This window comes from Streptomyces sp. NPDC015127, from assembly GCF_043080095.1.
Classification (GTDB): Bacteria; Actinomycetota; Actinomycetes; order Streptomycetales; family Streptomycetaceae; genus Streptomyces.
The window spans coordinates 39,862-56,111 of record NZ_JBIBVE010000014.1; the positions used below are offsets into that span (position 1 = coordinate 39,862).

The 16,250-nt window shown below is 71.4% G+C and carries 13 protein-coding genes; 2 read left to right on the forward strand and 11 right to left on the reverse strand.

The features are described from left to right. Window positions 1-4: 4 nt before the first annotated feature. The 7 genes from ACF08N_RS26555 to solA all read right to left on the reverse strand — a co-directional run bounded on the left by ACF08N_RS26555 (window position 5) and on the right by solA (window position 7,635). Window positions 5-1,387, reverse strand: coding sequence for an aminotransferase class III-fold pyridoxal phosphate-dependent enzyme (locus tag ACF08N_RS26555; RefSeq protein ID WP_392327198.1), 1,383 nt, complete (start codon window positions 1,385-1,387; stop codon window positions 5-7). Continuing rightward, on the reverse strand, window positions 1,384-2,250 hold the full coding sequence (locus ACF08N_RS26560; protein WP_392327199.1) for an ABC transporter permease: 867 nt from the start codon (window positions 2,248-2,250) through the stop codon (window positions 1,384-1,386). The genes ACF08N_RS26555 and ACF08N_RS26560 overlap by 4 nt, the downstream gene beginning before the upstream one ends. Continuing rightward, window positions 2,247-3,128 carry an ABC transporter permease gene (locus ACF08N_RS26565; protein WP_392327200.1) on the reverse strand — a complete coding sequence of 294 codons (882 nt, stop codon included), beginning with the start codon at window positions 3,126-3,128 and terminating at the stop codon, window positions 2,247-2,249. The genes ACF08N_RS26560 and ACF08N_RS26565 overlap by 4 nt, the downstream gene beginning before the upstream one ends. Before the next feature lie 3 nt (window positions 3,129-3,131). Then, the gene (locus ACF08N_RS26570) at window positions 3,132-4,271 is read right to left on the reverse strand and encodes an ABC transporter ATP-binding protein (RefSeq protein ID WP_392327201.1); all 1,140 of its coding nucleotides are present in this window, start codon (window positions 4,269-4,271) and stop codon (window positions 3,132-3,134) included. Next, on the reverse strand, window positions 4,264-5,361 hold the full coding sequence (locus ACF08N_RS26575; protein WP_392327202.1) for an extracellular solute-binding protein: 1,098 nt from the start codon (window positions 5,359-5,361) through the stop codon (window positions 4,264-4,266). Before ACF08N_RS26575 ends, ACF08N_RS26570 begins: the two co-directional genes overlap by 8 nt. Window positions 5,362-5,434: 73 nt before the next feature. Continuing rightward, window positions 5,435-6,496, reverse strand: a complete 1,062-nt coding sequence (locus ACF08N_RS26580) for a succinylglutamate desuccinylase/aspartoacylase family protein (protein ID WP_392327203.1) — start codon at window positions 6,494-6,496, stop codon at window positions 5,435-5,437. Window positions 6,497-6,498: 2 nt separating this feature from the next. Then, a complete protein-coding gene (gene solA / locus ACF08N_RS26585) occupies window positions 6,499-7,635 on the reverse strand; it encodes an N-methyl-L-tryptophan oxidase (protein WP_392327204.1) in 1,137 nt (378 codons plus the stop codon). 278 nt (window positions 7,636-7,913) lie between these two features. Here solA and ACF08N_RS26590 point away from each other — a divergent pair, with 278 nt between their 5' ends. Together ACF08N_RS26590 and ACF08N_RS26595 are read left to right on the forward strand one after the other, a co-directional pair. Beyond that, window positions 7,914-8,660: an IclR family transcriptional regulator gene (locus ACF08N_RS26590; RefSeq protein WP_392327386.1), complete on the forward strand. Its 747-nt coding sequence runs from the start codon at window positions 7,914-7,916 to the stop codon at window positions 8,658-8,660. A gap of 375 nt (window positions 8,661-9,035) precedes the next feature. Beyond that, complete coding sequence (locus ACF08N_RS26595; RefSeq protein WP_392327387.1) at window positions 9,036-9,779, forward strand: IclR family transcriptional regulator; 744 nt, start codon at window positions 9,036-9,038, stop codon at window positions 9,777-9,779. 2 nt (window positions 9,780-9,781) lie between these two features. Here the strand turns inward: ACF08N_RS26595 and ACF08N_RS26600 are convergent, their stop codons facing one another. The 4 genes from ACF08N_RS26600 to ACF08N_RS26615 all read right to left on the reverse strand — a co-directional run bounded on the left by ACF08N_RS26600 (window position 9,782) and on the right by ACF08N_RS26615 (window position 16,175). Then, window positions 9,782-10,135: a cupin domain-containing protein gene (locus ACF08N_RS26600; RefSeq protein WP_392327205.1), complete on the reverse strand. Its 354-nt coding sequence runs from the start codon at window positions 10,133-10,135 to the stop codon at window positions 9,782-9,784. Window positions 10,136-10,582: 447 nt separating this feature from the next. Next, window positions 10,583-12,022: an NAD-dependent succinate-semialdehyde dehydrogenase gene (locus tag ACF08N_RS26605; protein WP_392327206.1), complete on the reverse strand. Its 1,440-nt coding sequence runs from the start codon at window positions 12,020-12,022 to the stop codon at window positions 10,583-10,585. Continuing rightward, window positions 12,019-14,910, reverse strand: coding sequence for an FAD-binding and (Fe-S)-binding domain-containing protein (locus ACF08N_RS26610; RefSeq protein ID WP_392327207.1), 2,892 nt, complete (start codon window positions 14,908-14,910; stop codon window positions 12,019-12,021). Before ACF08N_RS26610 ends, ACF08N_RS26605 begins: the two co-directional genes overlap by 4 nt. After that, entirely contained in the window at window positions 14,907-16,175 is a 1,269-nt protein-coding gene (locus ACF08N_RS26615; RefSeq protein WP_392327208.1) for an aspartate aminotransferase family protein, read from the reverse strand. The genes ACF08N_RS26610 and ACF08N_RS26615 overlap by 4 nt, the downstream gene beginning before the upstream one ends. Between the last annotated feature and the right edge of the window lie 75 nt (window positions 16,176-16,250).

A 16,250-nucleotide genomic window follows, 5' to 3' on the forward strand; every position in this document is an offset into this window, starting at 1 on the left:
TGGATCAGATGCGGGCGGACGCCTCGGCGAGGGTGCCCGCGACGATGGCGGCGATACGGTCGAGCAGAGCGCGGTCGCTGATCAGCGGGGGCGCGATCTGCACCAGCGGCGCGGACCGGTCGTAGACGCGGGCCAGCAGGCCCGCCTCGCGGAGCCGGCGCGGGATCAGGTCGGCGATCAGGTCGGCTCGGGCGGTGTCGCTGAAGCCGCCGTCGTCGAGGTCGCCGACGAGTTCGCAGGAGTAGAAGAACCCGGTGCCGCGGACGTCGCCGACGATCGGCAGGTCCTTGAGGGCCGCCATGCGCCTTGCGAAGTCGTCCTGGAGACCGCGGACGTTGTCCAGGATCCGGTCCCGCTCCATGATCTCCAGGTTGCGCAGGGCGATGGCCGCGCTCAGCGGGTGCCCGGCGAAGGTGTAGCCGTGGTTGAGGACTGCACCGGGCCGGTTGATGACCTCGGTGACCTTGGTGCTGACCAGGGTCGCGCCCATGGGCGCGTATCCGGCCGTGATGCCCTTGGCGACGGTGACGATGTCCGGGCGTGCGCCGTAGCGGTCACCGCCGAACCACTCGCCGATCCGGCCGAAGGCGGTGATCACCTCGTCGGCGACGAGCAGGAAGCCGTACCGGTCGGCCAGCGCCCGCAACCCCTGCCAGTAACCCTTGGGCGGCGTGATGCAGCCGCCCCGGTTCTGCACGGGTTCGGCGATGAGCATCGCGACGGTCTCCGGGCCCTCGGTCAGGATCGCGGTCTCCAGCTCGGCGAGCAGCCAGGACGTGTACACCTCGTCGTCCGCGAACTGTGGTGCGAGGCCGGAGCGGTTGGTGTTCGACACGAACCGGGTGTCGATCGCCGGCGGACCGTACGGCTGTGTCAGCCCGGGGTCGTCGGTGAGCGACAGGGTGGCGACGGTCAGCCCGTGGTAGGCACCGCGCCGGGCGATCGCCTTCACCCGGCCCGGCTCCCCGCGCAGGGCGTGGTACCGGCGGGCGATCTTCCAGGCGGTCTCGACGGCTTCGGCGCCGCCGCTCGAGAAGAAGGTGTGCTCGATGTCGACGGGGGCGATCCGCGACAGCCGCTCGGCGAGTTCGATGGCCGCGGGGTGCGCGGAGCCGGTCCACAGCGGGCTGTAGCACAGCTCGCGCAGCTGCTTCTCCGCGGCCTCGGCGAACTCGGGGCCGTAGGAGTAGCCGAGCTGGCAGCAGTACAGCCCCGACAGGCCGTCGATGTAGCGCCTGCCGTGCGCGTCGTCGACGTACGGGCCCTCACCGCGGCTGACGACGAACAGTTCCTGTCCCGGCATCGCGAGCGATCCGTTGGCGGTCATGTTCAGCAGGAGGTGCCGCTGAGCGGTGTTGGCGGTCAGCTGAGCGGTGGCGGTGGTCATACGGCCTCGCCTCCGGGGGCGGCGATTGCCGTCGTGTTCTCGACGGAGATCAAGGAGTCCTGCCGTCCGGAGCCGAGCCAGCGCACCAGGGCCACCAGGCCGAGGGCGAGGACCGCGAAGGCGATGAGGATCGCGCTGACCGCGGTCACGCTGGGGTCTATCTCGAAGGTGAGGGAGTTGTAGACCTGCACCGGCAGGGTGACGGTCTCGACCGAGGACAGGAACTGGGAGATGTAGAACTCGTCGAAGCTGGTGATGAAGGAGAAGATCGCTGCCGCGATCATTCCCGGCGCGGCGAGGGGGAAGGTGATCCGCCGGGCGATCGTGAGGCGGCCGGCGCCCATGCTGGCCGCGGCGTCCTCCAGGCGTTCGTCGATCCCGCGCAGGGTCGCGATCAGGATCAGCACCGCGATCGGCGCGGCCAGCACCGTGTGCCCCAGGGCGATGGCGAGCGGGCTGCCCAGCATCGCGGCGGGCTCGAAGAGCAGGAACAGCCCGAGTGCGGTGACGATCTGCGGAATGACCAGCGGCCCCAGCACCAGGGCGAAGACCGCCGAGCGCAGCGGCAGTTCGCTGCGGACCAGGGCGGTCGCCGCGGTCACCGCGATGATCAGCGAGAACACGGTGCTCAAGGCGGCGACCAGGGCGGACAGGGACAGCGCGGCCGGCCACTTGCTGCCGTCGGCGAACAGCGCCTTGTACCAGTTCAGCGTCCACTCGTCGGGCGGGAACGACGCGAAGGCGTTGCCGCTGAAGGACGTGACGAGGATGACGACGATCGGCAGCGCCAAAAACAGCAGGATCACAGTGGCGATGGCGGTCAGGACGATCCGTCCGACGAGGCTGCTGCGCAGTTCCATCATGACGCACTCCTCTTCTTACGGCTGGCGCCCAGCGAGCTGACGAGCTTGACCAGCAGCAGTCCGGCGAAGGTGAGCAGCAGCAGGATGACGCCCTGGGCGGCCGCCCCGTTCCACTGGTTCTCCTTCGTCACCTGCTGGTTGATGAGGGTGGCGATCATCGACTGGTTGGGTCCGCCCATCAGCGCGGGGGTGATGTAGTAGCCCAGCGACAGGATGAAGCTGAGCAGTCCGGCACTGGCAAGTCCCGGGGCGACCAGCGGCAGATAGACCCGGCGGAAGATCGTCACCCGGCCTGCGCCCATGCTGGACGCGGCCGCCAGCAGGCGGCGGTCCACACCGCGCATCACGCCGTACAGCAGCAGCACCGTGTAGGGCAGCATCATCGAGGTGGTACCGATGACCACGCCGAGTTCGTTGTAGAGCAGTTGGTACGGCCCGCCCGGTGCCCACACGTTCACCAGGCCCTTGTCGCCGAGCATGATGATCCAGCCGTAGGTGCGCACCAGGGCGCTGATGAAGTGCGGGACGACGACGATCAGCATCGCCAGGCCGGCCAGGATGGGCTTGAGCCGGGTGATCGCGTTGGCCAGGAGGAACCCGAAGACGAGGCTGCACAGCGCCGTCTCCGCGGAGATCCGCAGCGTGGTGAGCAGGACGGAGAGGTTGACGCCGGTCAGCGCCTCGGCGTACCAGTGCAGGGTGAGCGATCCGTCGGCGTTCTGCAGGCTGAGGAACAGCGTGGAGAAGATCGGGTAGACGAACAGCACCAGCAGGTAGACGACGACGGGCAGCGCGTAGAGGATGCCGATGCGGGTCTTGCGCGAGGCCAGGAGCTTGCGCGGACGGGCGGGGGCCCCCGCGGTGAGGGTGGCGGCCATGGCTCACCCTCCCTGTTCGGTGGGGAAGAGGTTGACGTCGTCCGGGGTGGCGGTGATCCCGATCTGCTCGCCGGTGACGGGGCCGCGGCCGGCCGGTACTTCCAGGCGCAGCAGCGGCGCAGCAGCGCCGTCGATCCGCACACCCGCGCGGACCAGGGTGCCCACGTAGGTGGCGGTCTCCACCGTGCCGGTACAAAAACCGTCGTCGGCGGCGCAGGCCCGCAGCCGGCCCGGCTGGACGGCGACCTTCACCCGGGTGCCGGAGGCGAGGTCGTGGCGGCGTGCCTTCATCAGGCCGCCGCTTTGGTCGAGGCGGACCAGGGTGTGCTCGTCGGTGTGCTGCTCCACGCGGCCGGGCAGGAAGTTGGCCGCGCCGAGGAAGTCCGCGACGAAGGGCGTCCTGGGGCGTTCGAACAGCTCGCGGGGGGTGTCGAACTGCTCGATCAGGCCGTTGCGCATCACCGCGATGCGGTCCGACATGACCAGCGCTTCTTCCTGATCGTGCGTCACATAGATGACGGTCAGGCCGAGTTCCTGCTGGATGGTTTTGATCTCGACCTGGAGCTGGTCGCGGAGCTTCTTGTCCAGGGCGCCGAGCGGCTCGTCCATGAGGATGACCGGCGGGCGGTAGACCAGCGCCCGGCACAGGGCGACCCGCTGCTGCTGACCGCCGGACAGCTCGCGCGGCTTGCGGCCCGCGAAGCCGGACAGGCCGGCGATCTCCAGCGTCTCCCCGACCCGGCGGCGGATCTCGTCCTTGCCCACGCCGCGCAGGGTGAGCGGGAAGGCGACGTTCTCCTGCACGCTCATGTGCGGGAAGAGCAGGTACTGCTGGAAGACGAAGCCGAGGTTCCGCTTCTGCGGGGCGAGCCTGGTGACGTCGCGGTCCCCGACGGTGATGGTGCCGGAGTCGGGTTCGCAGAACCCGGCGATCATCATCAGCGTCGTGGTCTTGCCCGACCCGGAGGAGCCGAGGAAGGTGACGAACTCCCCCGCGGCGATCTCCATGGACGCCTCGTCGACGGCGACGACGTCCCCGTACGTCTTGCGCAGGGCCACCACCGACAGCGACTTGCCGGTCGCGGTGGCCGACTTGTTGCCGGACACCTTCACCGACGGTGCGGCGACACCGAATTCAGCCACGAGCCCACTCCATCCAGCGCTTGGTGACGGCCGCTTCGTTCTTCAGCCACCAGTCGATGTCCGTGTCGAAGCCCTTGTCGTAGTACTGCGGCGCACCGGCGAGCGCGTTGCGCTCGTCCTCGGTGAGCTTGGCGTAGGCCACCGGGGAGGCCGGGTTCGACGGGAAGGCCTTGGCCAGCGCGGCCTGGCTCTCGGGACGCAGCGCGAAGTCCATCAGCTGGTAGGCGGCGTCCGCGTTGGCCGCGCCCTTGGCGATGGCGTAGCCCTGGAACTGGCGGCGCATGCCGTTGAGCTGCCTCTCCACCGGGACGCCCTGCTTCTGCAGGTCGGCGATCCGGCCGTCCCAGACGGTGGACATCGTCACTTCCTGGCGGCTGAGCAGCACACCGGGGAGCGGGCCGCTGTCCCAGAACTTCTTGATGTCGGCCCGCAGCCGGGTCAGCACCTTGAAGGCACGGTCCACATCGAGCGGGTACAGCTTGTCCATGGGGACGCCGTCGGCCAGCAGCGCGAACTCCAGCTCGGGCAGGTCGCCGTCCGGGTGGCACATCGAGCGGCCGCCCTTGAACGCCTTGGTGTCCCAGAAGTCCGCCCACGACTCGGGCTTCCTGCCGCCGAAGGCGTCGGTGCGGTACGCCATACAGGCGCCGTAGAAGGCGCTGCCGATGGCGTGGTCGGTGATCTGGTTGTCGGGGATCTTCGCGCTCTTGAGGCTCTTGAGCCGGTCGCGGTCCAGCGTCTCCAGGGCGTCCTGCTTGACGTACTTGGTGTGCGACATCATCGAGTTGTTGATGAGGTCGCACTGCGGGCGGCCCTGCTTGATCTGGGCGAGCAGCGGGGCGTCGTCCGTGTTGAGCACCTTGACGCCGATGCCGGATTCCTGGGTGAACGGCGTGTAGATCGCCTTCTGCAGGGCAGCGCCGTAGGAACCGCCGCTGTCGCGGACGACCACCGTTTTGCCGCTCTTGCCGGCGCCGGACCGGCTGGTGCCGGTGCCACAGGCGCTGAGGGCGGTCGCGGCGGCGACGCCCGCAGTGACCCCGCCTATTCCTCGCAGGAACAGTCTGCGGTCTATTCGGGCATCTTTCATCGTGTGCCTCCTGGTGGTGCTGGCCGCGAGAAGGGGAGCGGCTGGGGACGTGGAAGGGGGCTGTAACCGGGGGTCAGGGGCGGGGACGCGTCTCGTCGGATCCGGCACCCAGACCGGGGGCTCGGAGGGTGTCGGCGCGCGCGGCCGTGTCGGGGTCCCACGGGACGGCCAGGGCGGCCAGTTCCTTGCCGGGGGCGACGGTGAGGCCGTGCATGCCGTAGAAGATCCGTCCGGCGGCCGGGGCGTGGACGGTGTGCTCGCGGCCGTCGGCCGGGTCGACGATGCGGCCGAGGAGATCGCCTTCGGCGACGTCGCCGATGACGTCGGCGTCGAAGGAGAACTCCGGGTACCACAGGCCGGTGGCCTCGGCGGTGACGCCGGCGGACCAGACCCATGGGCGGATCGGCGCCGGGGCGGCGCCGTCCTGGTCGAGGACGCCCAGATGGCCAAGTGCCTTCAGCAGGCCGTCGACGCGGCGCAGGGCCGTGGCCTCGTCCCGCTGGCCGAGCTGGCCGACCTCGACGAGGACGGCCGAGATGCCCCGGCGGGCGGCGGCCGCGTGGCTGTTGCCGCCCTCGGGCGTCAGCCCGAGGATGACGTCCTCGATGCCGAAGGAGCCCGCTAGCTCGGCCGTGGCCTTGTCGAGGTCCTCGTCACCGGTGAGGCGGTAGCCGACGAAGTCCCGCAGGACCTGGTCGATGCCGCCGCAGTGCAGGTCGATGTAGACGTCGGCGCCGTCGACCAGGTGGGCGAAGAGCCAGGCGGCCAGCCGCTCGGTGGGGCCGCCGGACGGGTCGCCGGGGAAGACGCGGTTGAGGTTCACGCCGTCGACCGGGGAGATGTTGAGCCGTCCCTGGTACACGGCAGGGGGGTTGGCGACCGGACAGATGATGACCTGTCCGTTCACCTTTCCGGGTTCCAGGGCGTCCGCCAGTCGTACGACGGCGTCGATGGGCGGGAACTCGCCGCCGTGCACACCCGCGGTGATGACCACTCGGGGGCCGGGGCGGGAGCCGTTGACCAGGATCAGCGGGATGTCGACGGTAAGGGTGGCGAGGTCGGCCCGGACGGTGCCGCGCGCCGTGGTACCGGGCTCGGCCTGAAGGGAGCCGACGCAGAGGGTGGTGTCGCTCATGGTCACGCCTCCGTGCGGCCGACGGTGGAGAGGAAGTCGATGGGCTGGGGCGAGGTGCCGTCCAGCGCCAGGTCGGCGGCGATGTCGCCGAAGGCGGGCGAGAGCTTGAAGCCGTGGCCGGAGAACCCGGCGAGCAGGATGACGTTCTCGGCGCCGGGCAGCGGGCCGACCAGCGGGCGGCTGCTTTCGGTGTAGCCCTCCATGAAGACGGAGAGGCGGATCGGGTCGGGGTTCAGGTCCGGCATGTACCGCCCGATCAGCTCGGTGAAGATCTCCAGCTCCTGCGGCTGCACCGTGCGGTCCAGCTGGTTCGGGTCGCCCGCGAGCCGGTGCAGGGCACGGGACAGGCCGAGCTTGACCGACACGCCGTCCGGGGAGGGCAGGCCGTAGCAGTGGGTGGGCGCGGTGCGGATGAAGGCCGGGCGCTCCTCGCCGAACCAGGCGTCGGTGGTGGGCACGTACCAGGCGCTGACGAGGCGGCGGACGTCCACCTGCCACGGCAGGTCGGGCAGCAGGTCGTTGACCCACGGTCCGGGGGTGACGACGACGGTGTCGAAGCGCTCGCTGCCGGCGTCGGTGCGGATCTCCACGCCGTTCGCGACGGGCACGATCTCGCGGACCGTGGTGTAGCGGTGGATCACCGCGCCCAGTTCCTCGGCGCGGCGGGCGGCGGTCTGGACCGTCAGCTCGGGCCGGATGAGGCCGGCCCGACGGTCGAGGACGGCCGCGTCGCCGTCCTCGAGCCGGTACTGCGGCAGACGCTTGGCCAGGGCCTGGGCGTCGAGCACCTCGTGGTCGAGGTCGTGCTCGGCGATGGACTCAAGGACGGTGGCCATCTGGTGGTGCTCGGTCGGCCCCATCAGCAGGCACCCGGTCAGTCGGCGCAGCTCACGGCCGGTCTCCTGCTGGAGCCGCTCCCACAGGGCGTCGGCGTGCTTGAGCAGCGGGACGTACCGGGAGTCCTCGAAGTGGGCGCTGCGGAAGATCCTGGTCTCACCGCCGGCGGCACTGCGGTCGTGGCCGGGGGCGAACCGGTCGTAGCCGACGACCTCGGCGCCGCGGGCCGCCAGCCGCCAGGCGGCCTGGCTGCCCATCGTTCCGACGCCGACGACGGCGACACGCTTCCTGGCAGCTGACACAGGGTTTCCTTTCGTGTCACCGGGGCGCATGCTGGGCCCCGGCGCGAGGCTGTTCGATTCGAGGGGTGATTCGGGCGGGGGCTGGTCGTCAGGGCCTGCCAGCTCTCATCCGTCCGGGGCTCGGGGTTTCCGGCTCACTCGGTGGAACTCCCGAAGCCGTGCCACATTGTGGAACGCTGTGCTAGAATCTGGCACAGAGAATGACAGCGGCTCGAGAGAGAAGTCAAGAGGGTGTCGGCCCGGAATTCCGAGAACAAACAGGGGGAAAACGGATGGAAATGAAGAGCGTCACCAGATCGCTGCGCATCCTGGAGGCGGTCGCCCAGCATCAGCCGGTCACCGTCGGGGAGTTGACGAAGATCTTCGAACTCCCGAAGTCCACCGTGCAGCGCACCCTGGTCACGCTGTCCGAGGCGGGCTGGCTGCGGGCCAGCCGCAAGGACACGACCCGCTGGGAGATCGGCGCCAGGGTGCTGGCCGTACGGCCCGCGGCCCTGCAGGGCTCCAGCCTGTTCGCCGCCGCCCGCGAGCCCATGGTGCGCCTGCGGGACGCGGTGAACGAGACCATCCACCTGTCGGTGCCCGACGCCCTGCACTGCATGGTCGTCGTCGACCGCGTCGACTGTGACCACACCGTACGCACCTTCCACGCCATCGGCGACACCTCCCCCCTGCACGCCACCGCCGTCGGGCGTGCCGTCCTCGCCCACCTGCCGAAGCAGGACGTCGAGGAACTCATCACGCGGGGACTGGAGCGCTACAGCGACACGACCCCTGCCGACGCCGACGGGCTGCGCGCCGAGCTGGACCGGATCCGTGCCGACGGCTATGCGGTCAACCTCAACCAGTACCGGCCGGGCGTCTGCGCGCTCGCCGCGCCCGTGCTCGACGAGGGCGGAGCACCGCTGGCCGCCGTGGCCGTCTCGATGCCCGATTCCCGGTACGACGCGGACCGGGTGCCCGAGTGGGGCCGCCTCGTCGCCGCCACGGCGGCGGAGATCACGGGGCGCCGGCAGGGCGCCTGAACGAGACGCGGCGGCCGACGCCCCCGCACCGCCAGGGCCGGCCCCGCGTTCCGACGTGGGGCCGGCCCTGGTGCGTCGCCCGGCAGCCACCGTCCTGTGCCCGGCCGGGCACAGGACGGTGGCACCACGCGGCGCGGGAGGCGCGGCCAGGGCATATCGCTGTCCATCGCCCGGGGCGCCACCGCTGTCCGTCGCCGCGAGGGTCCGGATTCCCGCCGCTCCTCGAGGCCGGTCCGACCACCGGGCGGGTACGAGGATTCGTTCCACATTGTGGAACGCTGTGCTAGAATCCGGCACGATCATTGCCTGGGCTCCAGGGGGGAGTCAAGAGGTGAGCAGGAGAAGTCCACAGAGCCGAGGGGACCTGGGATGGAAATGAAGAGCGTCACCAGATCGCTGCGTGTCCTGGAGGCGGTCGCCCAGCATCAGCCGGTCACCGTCGGGGAGTTGACGAAGATCTTCGAACTCCCCAAGTCCACCGTGCAGCGCACCCTGGTGACCCTGTCCGAGGCGGGCTGGCTGCGGGCCAGCCGCAAGGACACGACCCGCTGGGAGATCGGCGCCAGAGTGCTGGCCGTACGGCCCGCGGCCCTGCAGGGCTCCAGCCTGTTCGCCGCCGCCCGCGAGCCCATGGTGCGCCTGCGGGACGCGGTGAACGAGACCATCCACCTGTCGGTGCCCGACGCCCTGCACTGCATGGTCGTCGTCGACCGCGTCGACTGCGATCACGCCGTACGCACCTTCCACGCCATCGGCGACACCTCCCCCCTGCACGCCACCGCCGCCGGGCACGCGGTCCTCGCCCACCTGCCGGCGTCCGAGGTGGACGAGGTCGCAGCAGACACGCTCGAGGGCTACGGCGAGGAGACCATCACCGACCCGGCGGAGCTCCGGGCGGAGCTGCGCCGGGTCGGTGAGCGTGGCTACGCCGTCAACCACAACCAGTACCTTCAGGGTGTCTGTGCCATCGCGGCACCGGTACTGGACGGTGACGGCATCCCGCTGGCCGCCGTGGCCGTCTCCCTGCCCGGCTCCCGCTTCGAGCCGGGCCGGCTGCCCGAGCTGGGGCGGCTGGTGGCCGAGACGGCGGCGGAGATCACCGCCCGCCGGCTCGGCTGACCTCACGTCACGATCACGTAGATCTTGCGCACGGTTTCGATGGTCTTCCAGACACCGACGAAGCCCGGCTTCATGACGAAGCTGTCGCCTGCCTTGTAGATCACCGGCTCGCCGCCTTCCGGCGTGAGTTCGACGATGCCGGAGAGGATGTGGCAGAACTCGAAGGTCTCGTCCTTGACCGAGCGCGTCTCGCCGGGCGTCGCTTCCCAGACGCCCGTGTGGATGGTCTCCCCGCGGGCGGCGTCCTGGGCCCAGGTCCTGAAGGCGGGGTTGCCGGAGATCAGGCGTTCCGGGAGCGGGCCGGACTCGCGCGGGGCGAAGGAGGGATGGGTGTCGATGGCCTTCAGGAGCGACATGTTCTTCCTTCTTCTGGAGTGGAGAGGTCGGGAGCCGCGGGCGCGGTCGACGAGCCCGGCGCCCGCCGGATCCTCGGGTGAGTCCGGGACCGGCCGAGGCGTCAGTCCTGCGCACACGACCGGCCCGGCTGCCCGCCGCAGGAAGGGTGGGCGCCGGGGCGTGCCGCTTGTGGTGGGGCGGTGTCCCGGGGGCTTCGCCGTCGAGGCAGGGGCGTGTCTGCGTGCGCCGGCGGGCGTCCGGCAAACCGGTGCGGGCAGCGGCGGGCCGGCCGAAGCCGGGGACCCGGCCGTCGCCGCGGGCCGGGGCCCGTGCCCGCGGGGCTCCGTACAGACCCGCCGGTGCGGCGAGGTCACGGACCGTCGTCCCCGTGCCCGGTCGGTGGAGGACCGGGCACGGGGGCGGCCCGTCACGGTGCGCGATGGGGCGTTGTCAGGGCATGACCGCCGTCATTGCACGGGCACCGCGAGGTACTGGTAGTCGAGGAACTCGTCGATTCCGACCCGGCCGCCCTCGCGGCCGAGCCCGGACTGCTTGACGCCGCCGAAGGGCGCGGCCGGGTTGGAGACGAGGCCGGTGTTGAGGCCGACCATGCCCGTCTCCAGGCGTTCGCTGACCCGCAGGGCGCGGTCGAGGCCTTCGGTGAAGACGTAGCCGACCAGGCCCCAGGGGGTGTCGTTGGCCTGGCGTACGACCTCGTCCTCGTCGTCGAAGGTGAGGATCGCGGCCACGGGGCCGAAGATCTCGGTGTCCATCAGGCGGCTGCCGGGGTCCACGTCGGTGAGTACGGTCGGCGGGTAGAAGCAGCCCGGGCCTTCGGGTGTGCGGCCGCCGACGAGTACCCGGGCACCGCGCTGCACCGCGTCGGCGACCAGGTCCTCGACCTTGGCCCGTCCGGTCCTGTCGATCAGCGGGCCGACGTCGACGCCGTCGCGGGTGCCGGGGCCGACGACGAGCGCGCCCATGCGCTCGGCGAGGCGCCGGCCGAACTCGTCGGCCACCGAGCGGTGCACGAAGAAGCGGTTGGCTGCCGTGCACGCCTCGCCCATGTTGCGCATCTTGGCGACCATGGCACCGTCCACGGCCTTGTCCAGGTCTGCGTCCTCGAAGACGATGAACGGCGCGTTGCCGCCCAGCTCCATCGAGGTGCGTACGACCGCCTCGGCGCTCTGGGCGAGCAGCAGCCGTCCGACCTGCGTGGAGCCGGTGAAGGACAGCTTGCGGATGTGCCCGCCGCGCAGGAGCGGTTCGCACACCTCGGCCGCACGGGAGGTGGTGACGACGTTGAGGACGCCGTCGGGCAGGCCGGCCTCCTTCAGGATCGCGGCGAGAGCCAGGCTCGAGAGCGGGGTCTGGGGGGCCGGCTTGAGGATCATCGTGCAGCCGGCGGCGATCGCCGGGCCGATCTTGCGGGTGCCCATGGCCAGCGGGAAGTTCCACGGGGTGATCAGCAGGCAGGGGCCCACCGGGCGGCGGGAGAGCAGCATCCGGTTGCGGCCGTCGGGCAGGGTGGCGAAGCCGCCGTCGATGCGCACGGCCTCCTCGGAGAACCAGCGGAAGAACTCGGCGGCGTACGCGACCTCTCCGCGGGCCTCGGCCAGCGGCTTGCCCATCTCGGCCGTCATCAGGTGCGCGAGTTCGTCGGTGCGCTCGAGGATGATCTCGTAGGCGCGGCGCAGGATCTCGCTGCGCGCGCGGGGTGCCGTGCGGGCCCATTCCTCCTGCGCCCGGACGGCCGCGTCCTGCGCGAGGCGGGCGTCCTTGGGGCCGGCGTCGGCGACGTGGCAGAGGATCTCGCCGGTCGAGGGGTCGTCCACGGGAAGGGTGGCGCCGTCCGCGGCGTCCACCCAGGCGCCGCCGATGAACAACTGCGTGGGTGTGTCGGTCATGAGGTCTCTCCTGGTCGGTCGGCGGCGGGGTCGAGGAGTTCTGCCAGGTGCAGGGCGCGGATGCCCCGGTCTGCGGCGAGGTGGTCGATCTGGGTGGCGCAGCTGAAGCCGTCGGCCACGACGACGGCCGGTGCATCGGTGTCGAGGGCGTCGAGGCGGGGTTTGAGGGCGAGGTCGGCGACGGCCATCGAGGTGTCGTAGTGCTGTTCCTCGAAGCCGAAGTTGCCGGCGAGTCCGCAGCAGCCCTCGGCCTCGTCGATCTTGCCGACGCCGAGGCGGTTGAGCAGGTCGCGGGGGTGGCGGCCCTTGAAGGTGGCGTACTCGTGGCAGTGGGTCTGCAGCACGACGTTGTCGGGCAGTTCCGGTGGGGTCCAGCCCGGTTCGGCGAGGTCGGTCAGGGCGCCGGTGAGGGTGTGGACGCGGTCCGCGACCCGGCGGGCGGCATCGGTGTCAAGGAGTTCGGGCACGTCGCGTTTGAGGGCGGCGGCGCAGCTGGGTTCGGCCACGACGATGGGCCGGTCGTCGCCGTTGTCGAGGCGGGCGACCGTGCGGGCCATGATCTTGCGGGCGAGGGTCAGCTGGCCGGTGCTGACCCAGGTCAGGCCGCAGCACAGGCCGTCCTGGGTGGTGCAGGGGATGCCGGCGTCGGCGAGGACACGGCTCGCGGCTCCGGCCACCTGGGGGCGGAAGGCGCGGGTGAAGCTGTCGACGAAGAGCAGGGCCCTGGACGGTTCATCCGTCTTGGCCGTGCGCAGCGCCTTGCGCAGGGCATGGCGGGGGGCGAAGGCCGGGATCCGGCGCTTGGTGGTCACGCCGCCGAGGCGGGCGAGCAGTGTGCCGACCGGTCCGCGCAGCAGCGCGTTGAGGGGGCGGGCGGCGTATCCGGCGAGGGCGGAGGTCAGCGGCAGCCAGCCCAGTGAGTAGTGGGAGCGGGGCCGGAGCCGGCCCTTGTAGTGCTGGTGGAGGAACTCGGCCTTGTAGGTGGCCATGTCGACGCCGACCGGGCAGTCGCTGGAGCAGGCCTTGCAGGACAGGCACAGGTCGAGGGCGTCCTTGACCTCACTCGAGCGCCAGCCGTCCTGGACCGTCTCGCCGCGGACCATCTCCTGCAGGAGGCGGGCCCGGCCGCGGGTGGAGGCGTTCTCCTCGCCGGTGGCCCGGTAGCTGGGGCACATCACGCCGCCCGCGTCGCTGCGGCAGCGGCCGACGCCGACGCAGCGGCGCACGGCGCCGGCGAAGCCGTCCTCGTCGTGCGGGAAGGAGAAGAGGGTGTCGACGGGCAGCAGTTCAGGGGTGTGCAGGGCGAGATCGGCGTCGAGCGCGGCGGGGGCGACGATGATCTGGGGGTTGAGCAGTCCCTCGGGGTCGAAGGCGTCCTTGAAGGCGGCGAACGTCCGGATCATGTGGTGGCTGTACATGACCTCCAGCAGTTCGCTGCGGGCGCGTCCGTCGCCGTGCTCACCGGACAGCGTGCCGCCGTGCAGGACCACGAGGGTGGCTGCCTCGGAGAGGAAGCGGCGTGCGGCGGTGCGGCCGGTGTCCGTGGCGAGGTCGAAGTCGATGCGTACGTGGACGCAGCCGGCGCCGAAGTGCCCGTAGAGCACGCCGGTCAGGTCGTGGGTGGCCAGCAGGTTGCGGAAGTCGCGCAGGTAGGCGGCGAGGTTCTGGGGGGCGACGGCGGCGTCCTCCCAGCCGGGCCAGGACTCCCCGCCGTCCACCAGGCGGGCGGCGAGGCCGGCGCCGTCCTCGCGGACCCGCCACAGCGAGCGCCGCTCTTGGGGGCTGTGCACGACCCGTCCGCCGGTCATCCGGCCCCGGGCCTTGAGCACGTCCAGCAGTTCGGCGGCGCGGGCGTCGACCGCCGCCTGGTCGTCGCCGTCGAGCTCGACGTACAGCCAGGCCTGCCCCTCGGGCAGCCCGGTCACCGAGTCGGGGCCGCGGCGGGCGCGCATGGTGGCGACGATGGCCTCGTCCATGCCCTCCACGGCGGTCGGCGACCAGCGCAGGATCTCCGGCACGTCCTCGGCGGCGTCGACGACGTCGTCGTAGCCCAGGGTCAGCAGGGTGGAGGCCTGTGCGGTCGCCACCAGGCGGACCGTCGCTGCGGTGACGACCGCACAGGTGCCTTCGGTGCCCACCAGGGCGCGGGCCATGTCGAAGCCGTGCTCGGGCAGCAGGTGGTGCAGCTGGTAGCCGGAGACCTGGCGGGGGATGCGTCCCAGTTCGGTGCGGATCGGGCCCAGGTTGGTGTCGATCAGACGGCGTACGTCCGCCTCGAGGCGGGCGACACGCTGGACGGCGTCCGCGTCGGAGGGGTCGGCGGCGTGCAGGCCGGTGCGGTCGGCGACGGCCCGCACGCCGTCGGCCGTCACGATCTCCAGGGCCTCGATGTGGCTGCTGGTGCGCCCGTGCCGCACCGACCGGTTGCCGCACGCGTCGTTGCCGATCATGCCGCCGAGGGTGCAGCGGCTGTGCGAGGACGGGTCGGGGCCGAAGGTCAGCCCGTGCAGGGCGGTCGCGCCGTGCAGCGCGTCGAGGACGACTCCGGCCTCGACACGCGCGGTGCGCGCCTGAACATCGATGTCCAGGATCCGGTTCATGTACCGGGAGAAGTCCAGGACGACGCCCGGTCCGACCGCGTTGCCGGCCATGCTGGTGCCGGCGCCGCGCGCGGTGACCGGAACTGCCGCCTGTCGGCAGGCCTGCAGCACCGCGACCACGTCGTCGGCACTGCGGGGGAACACCACGGCCCTCGGCGGTACCCGGTAGTTGGAGGCGTCGTAGGCATAGATGCCCGTGGCACCCGGGCCGGTCTCCACCCGCAGGCCGGGAGCGGTCTCGGCGAGCCGCGCGACCAGCGGCTCCAGGGCCGTGGTGGTGTCCGTCATCGCCGTGCCGCTCCCGCCGTCCCGGCCTCGACCGCGGTCGCCCACGCCGAAAGGCCCTCGTCCACGGCCGTCTCGTCGATGACGAGCGCCGGGATCATCCGTACGATCTGGTTCCAGGCGCCGCACAGCAGCAGGAGCAGGCCTTCGTCGACGGCGGCCTGCTGCACCCGGGCGGCGGTCTGCGGGTCGGGGCTGCCGTCCTCGGTGACGAACTCGTTGGCCAGCATCAGTCCCAGGCCCCGCACATCGCCGATGGCCGGCGTCCGGTCGGCCACCGCCTGCAGGCCCTGGCGCAGCCGGTTGCCCATCGCCTCGGCGTTCTCGACGAGCTTCTCGTCGCGGACGACGTCGAGGGTCGCGCAGGCGGCGGCGCAGGCGACGGCGTTGGCGCCGTAGGTGCCGCCCTGCGAGCCGGGCCAGGCCTTGGCCATCAGCGCTTCGGAGGCGGCGATGCCGGACAGCGGGAAGCCGCTGGCCAGGCCCTTGGCGGTGACCAGGATGTCCGGGGTGACGCCGAAGTGGTCGTGGCCCCAGAAGCGGCCGGTGCGGCCCACGCCGGTCTGCACCTCGTCCAGGATCAGCAGGAAGCCGTGCCGGTCCGCCCGCTCCCGCAGGCCCTCAAGGAAGGCCCGGTTCGCCGGCACGTAGCCGCCCTCGCCGAGTACCGGCTCGACGATGATCGCGGCCGTGTCGGCGGGCGAGGAGATCGTCTGGAGCGTGTAGTCCAGCTCCCTCAGCGCGAAGCGGGTGGCGGTCTCCTCGTCCCAGCCGTAGCGGAAGGCCGTCGGGAACGGGGTGACGACCACGCCGCTCATCAGCGGGGAGAACCCGGACCGGAAGCGGGTGCCGGAGGTGGTCATCGCGGCGGCGGCCACGGTTCGGCCGTGGAAGCCGCCGTGGCAGACGATGACGTTCGGGCGGCCGGTGGCCTGGCGGGCCAGCCGCAGTGCGGCCTCCACCGCCTCACTGCCGGAGTTGGTGAAGAACAGGCTGTCCAGACCGGCCGGCAGCACCTCGCCGAGCTTGTCCACGAGTCGCCGCAGCGGCTGGTGCATCACGGTCGTGTACTGGCCGTGGACCAGCGTGCCCACCTGCTCCTGCGCCGCGGCCACGACCCTGGGGTGGCAGTGCCCGGTGCTGGTGACACCGATACCGGCGGTGAAGTCGAGATAGCGGCGGCCGTCCTCGCCGTAGAGGTGGACACCCTCGCCCCGGGCCGCCACGACGGGCGTGGCCTGGCGAAGGTGCGGCGACAGTGCAGTCATGTTCGTCTCCCGGCCGTACGTGGTGTGTACATGGTGTGTGCTCTGCGTGTCCTGTTCCGGCCTCCCGAGCATCCC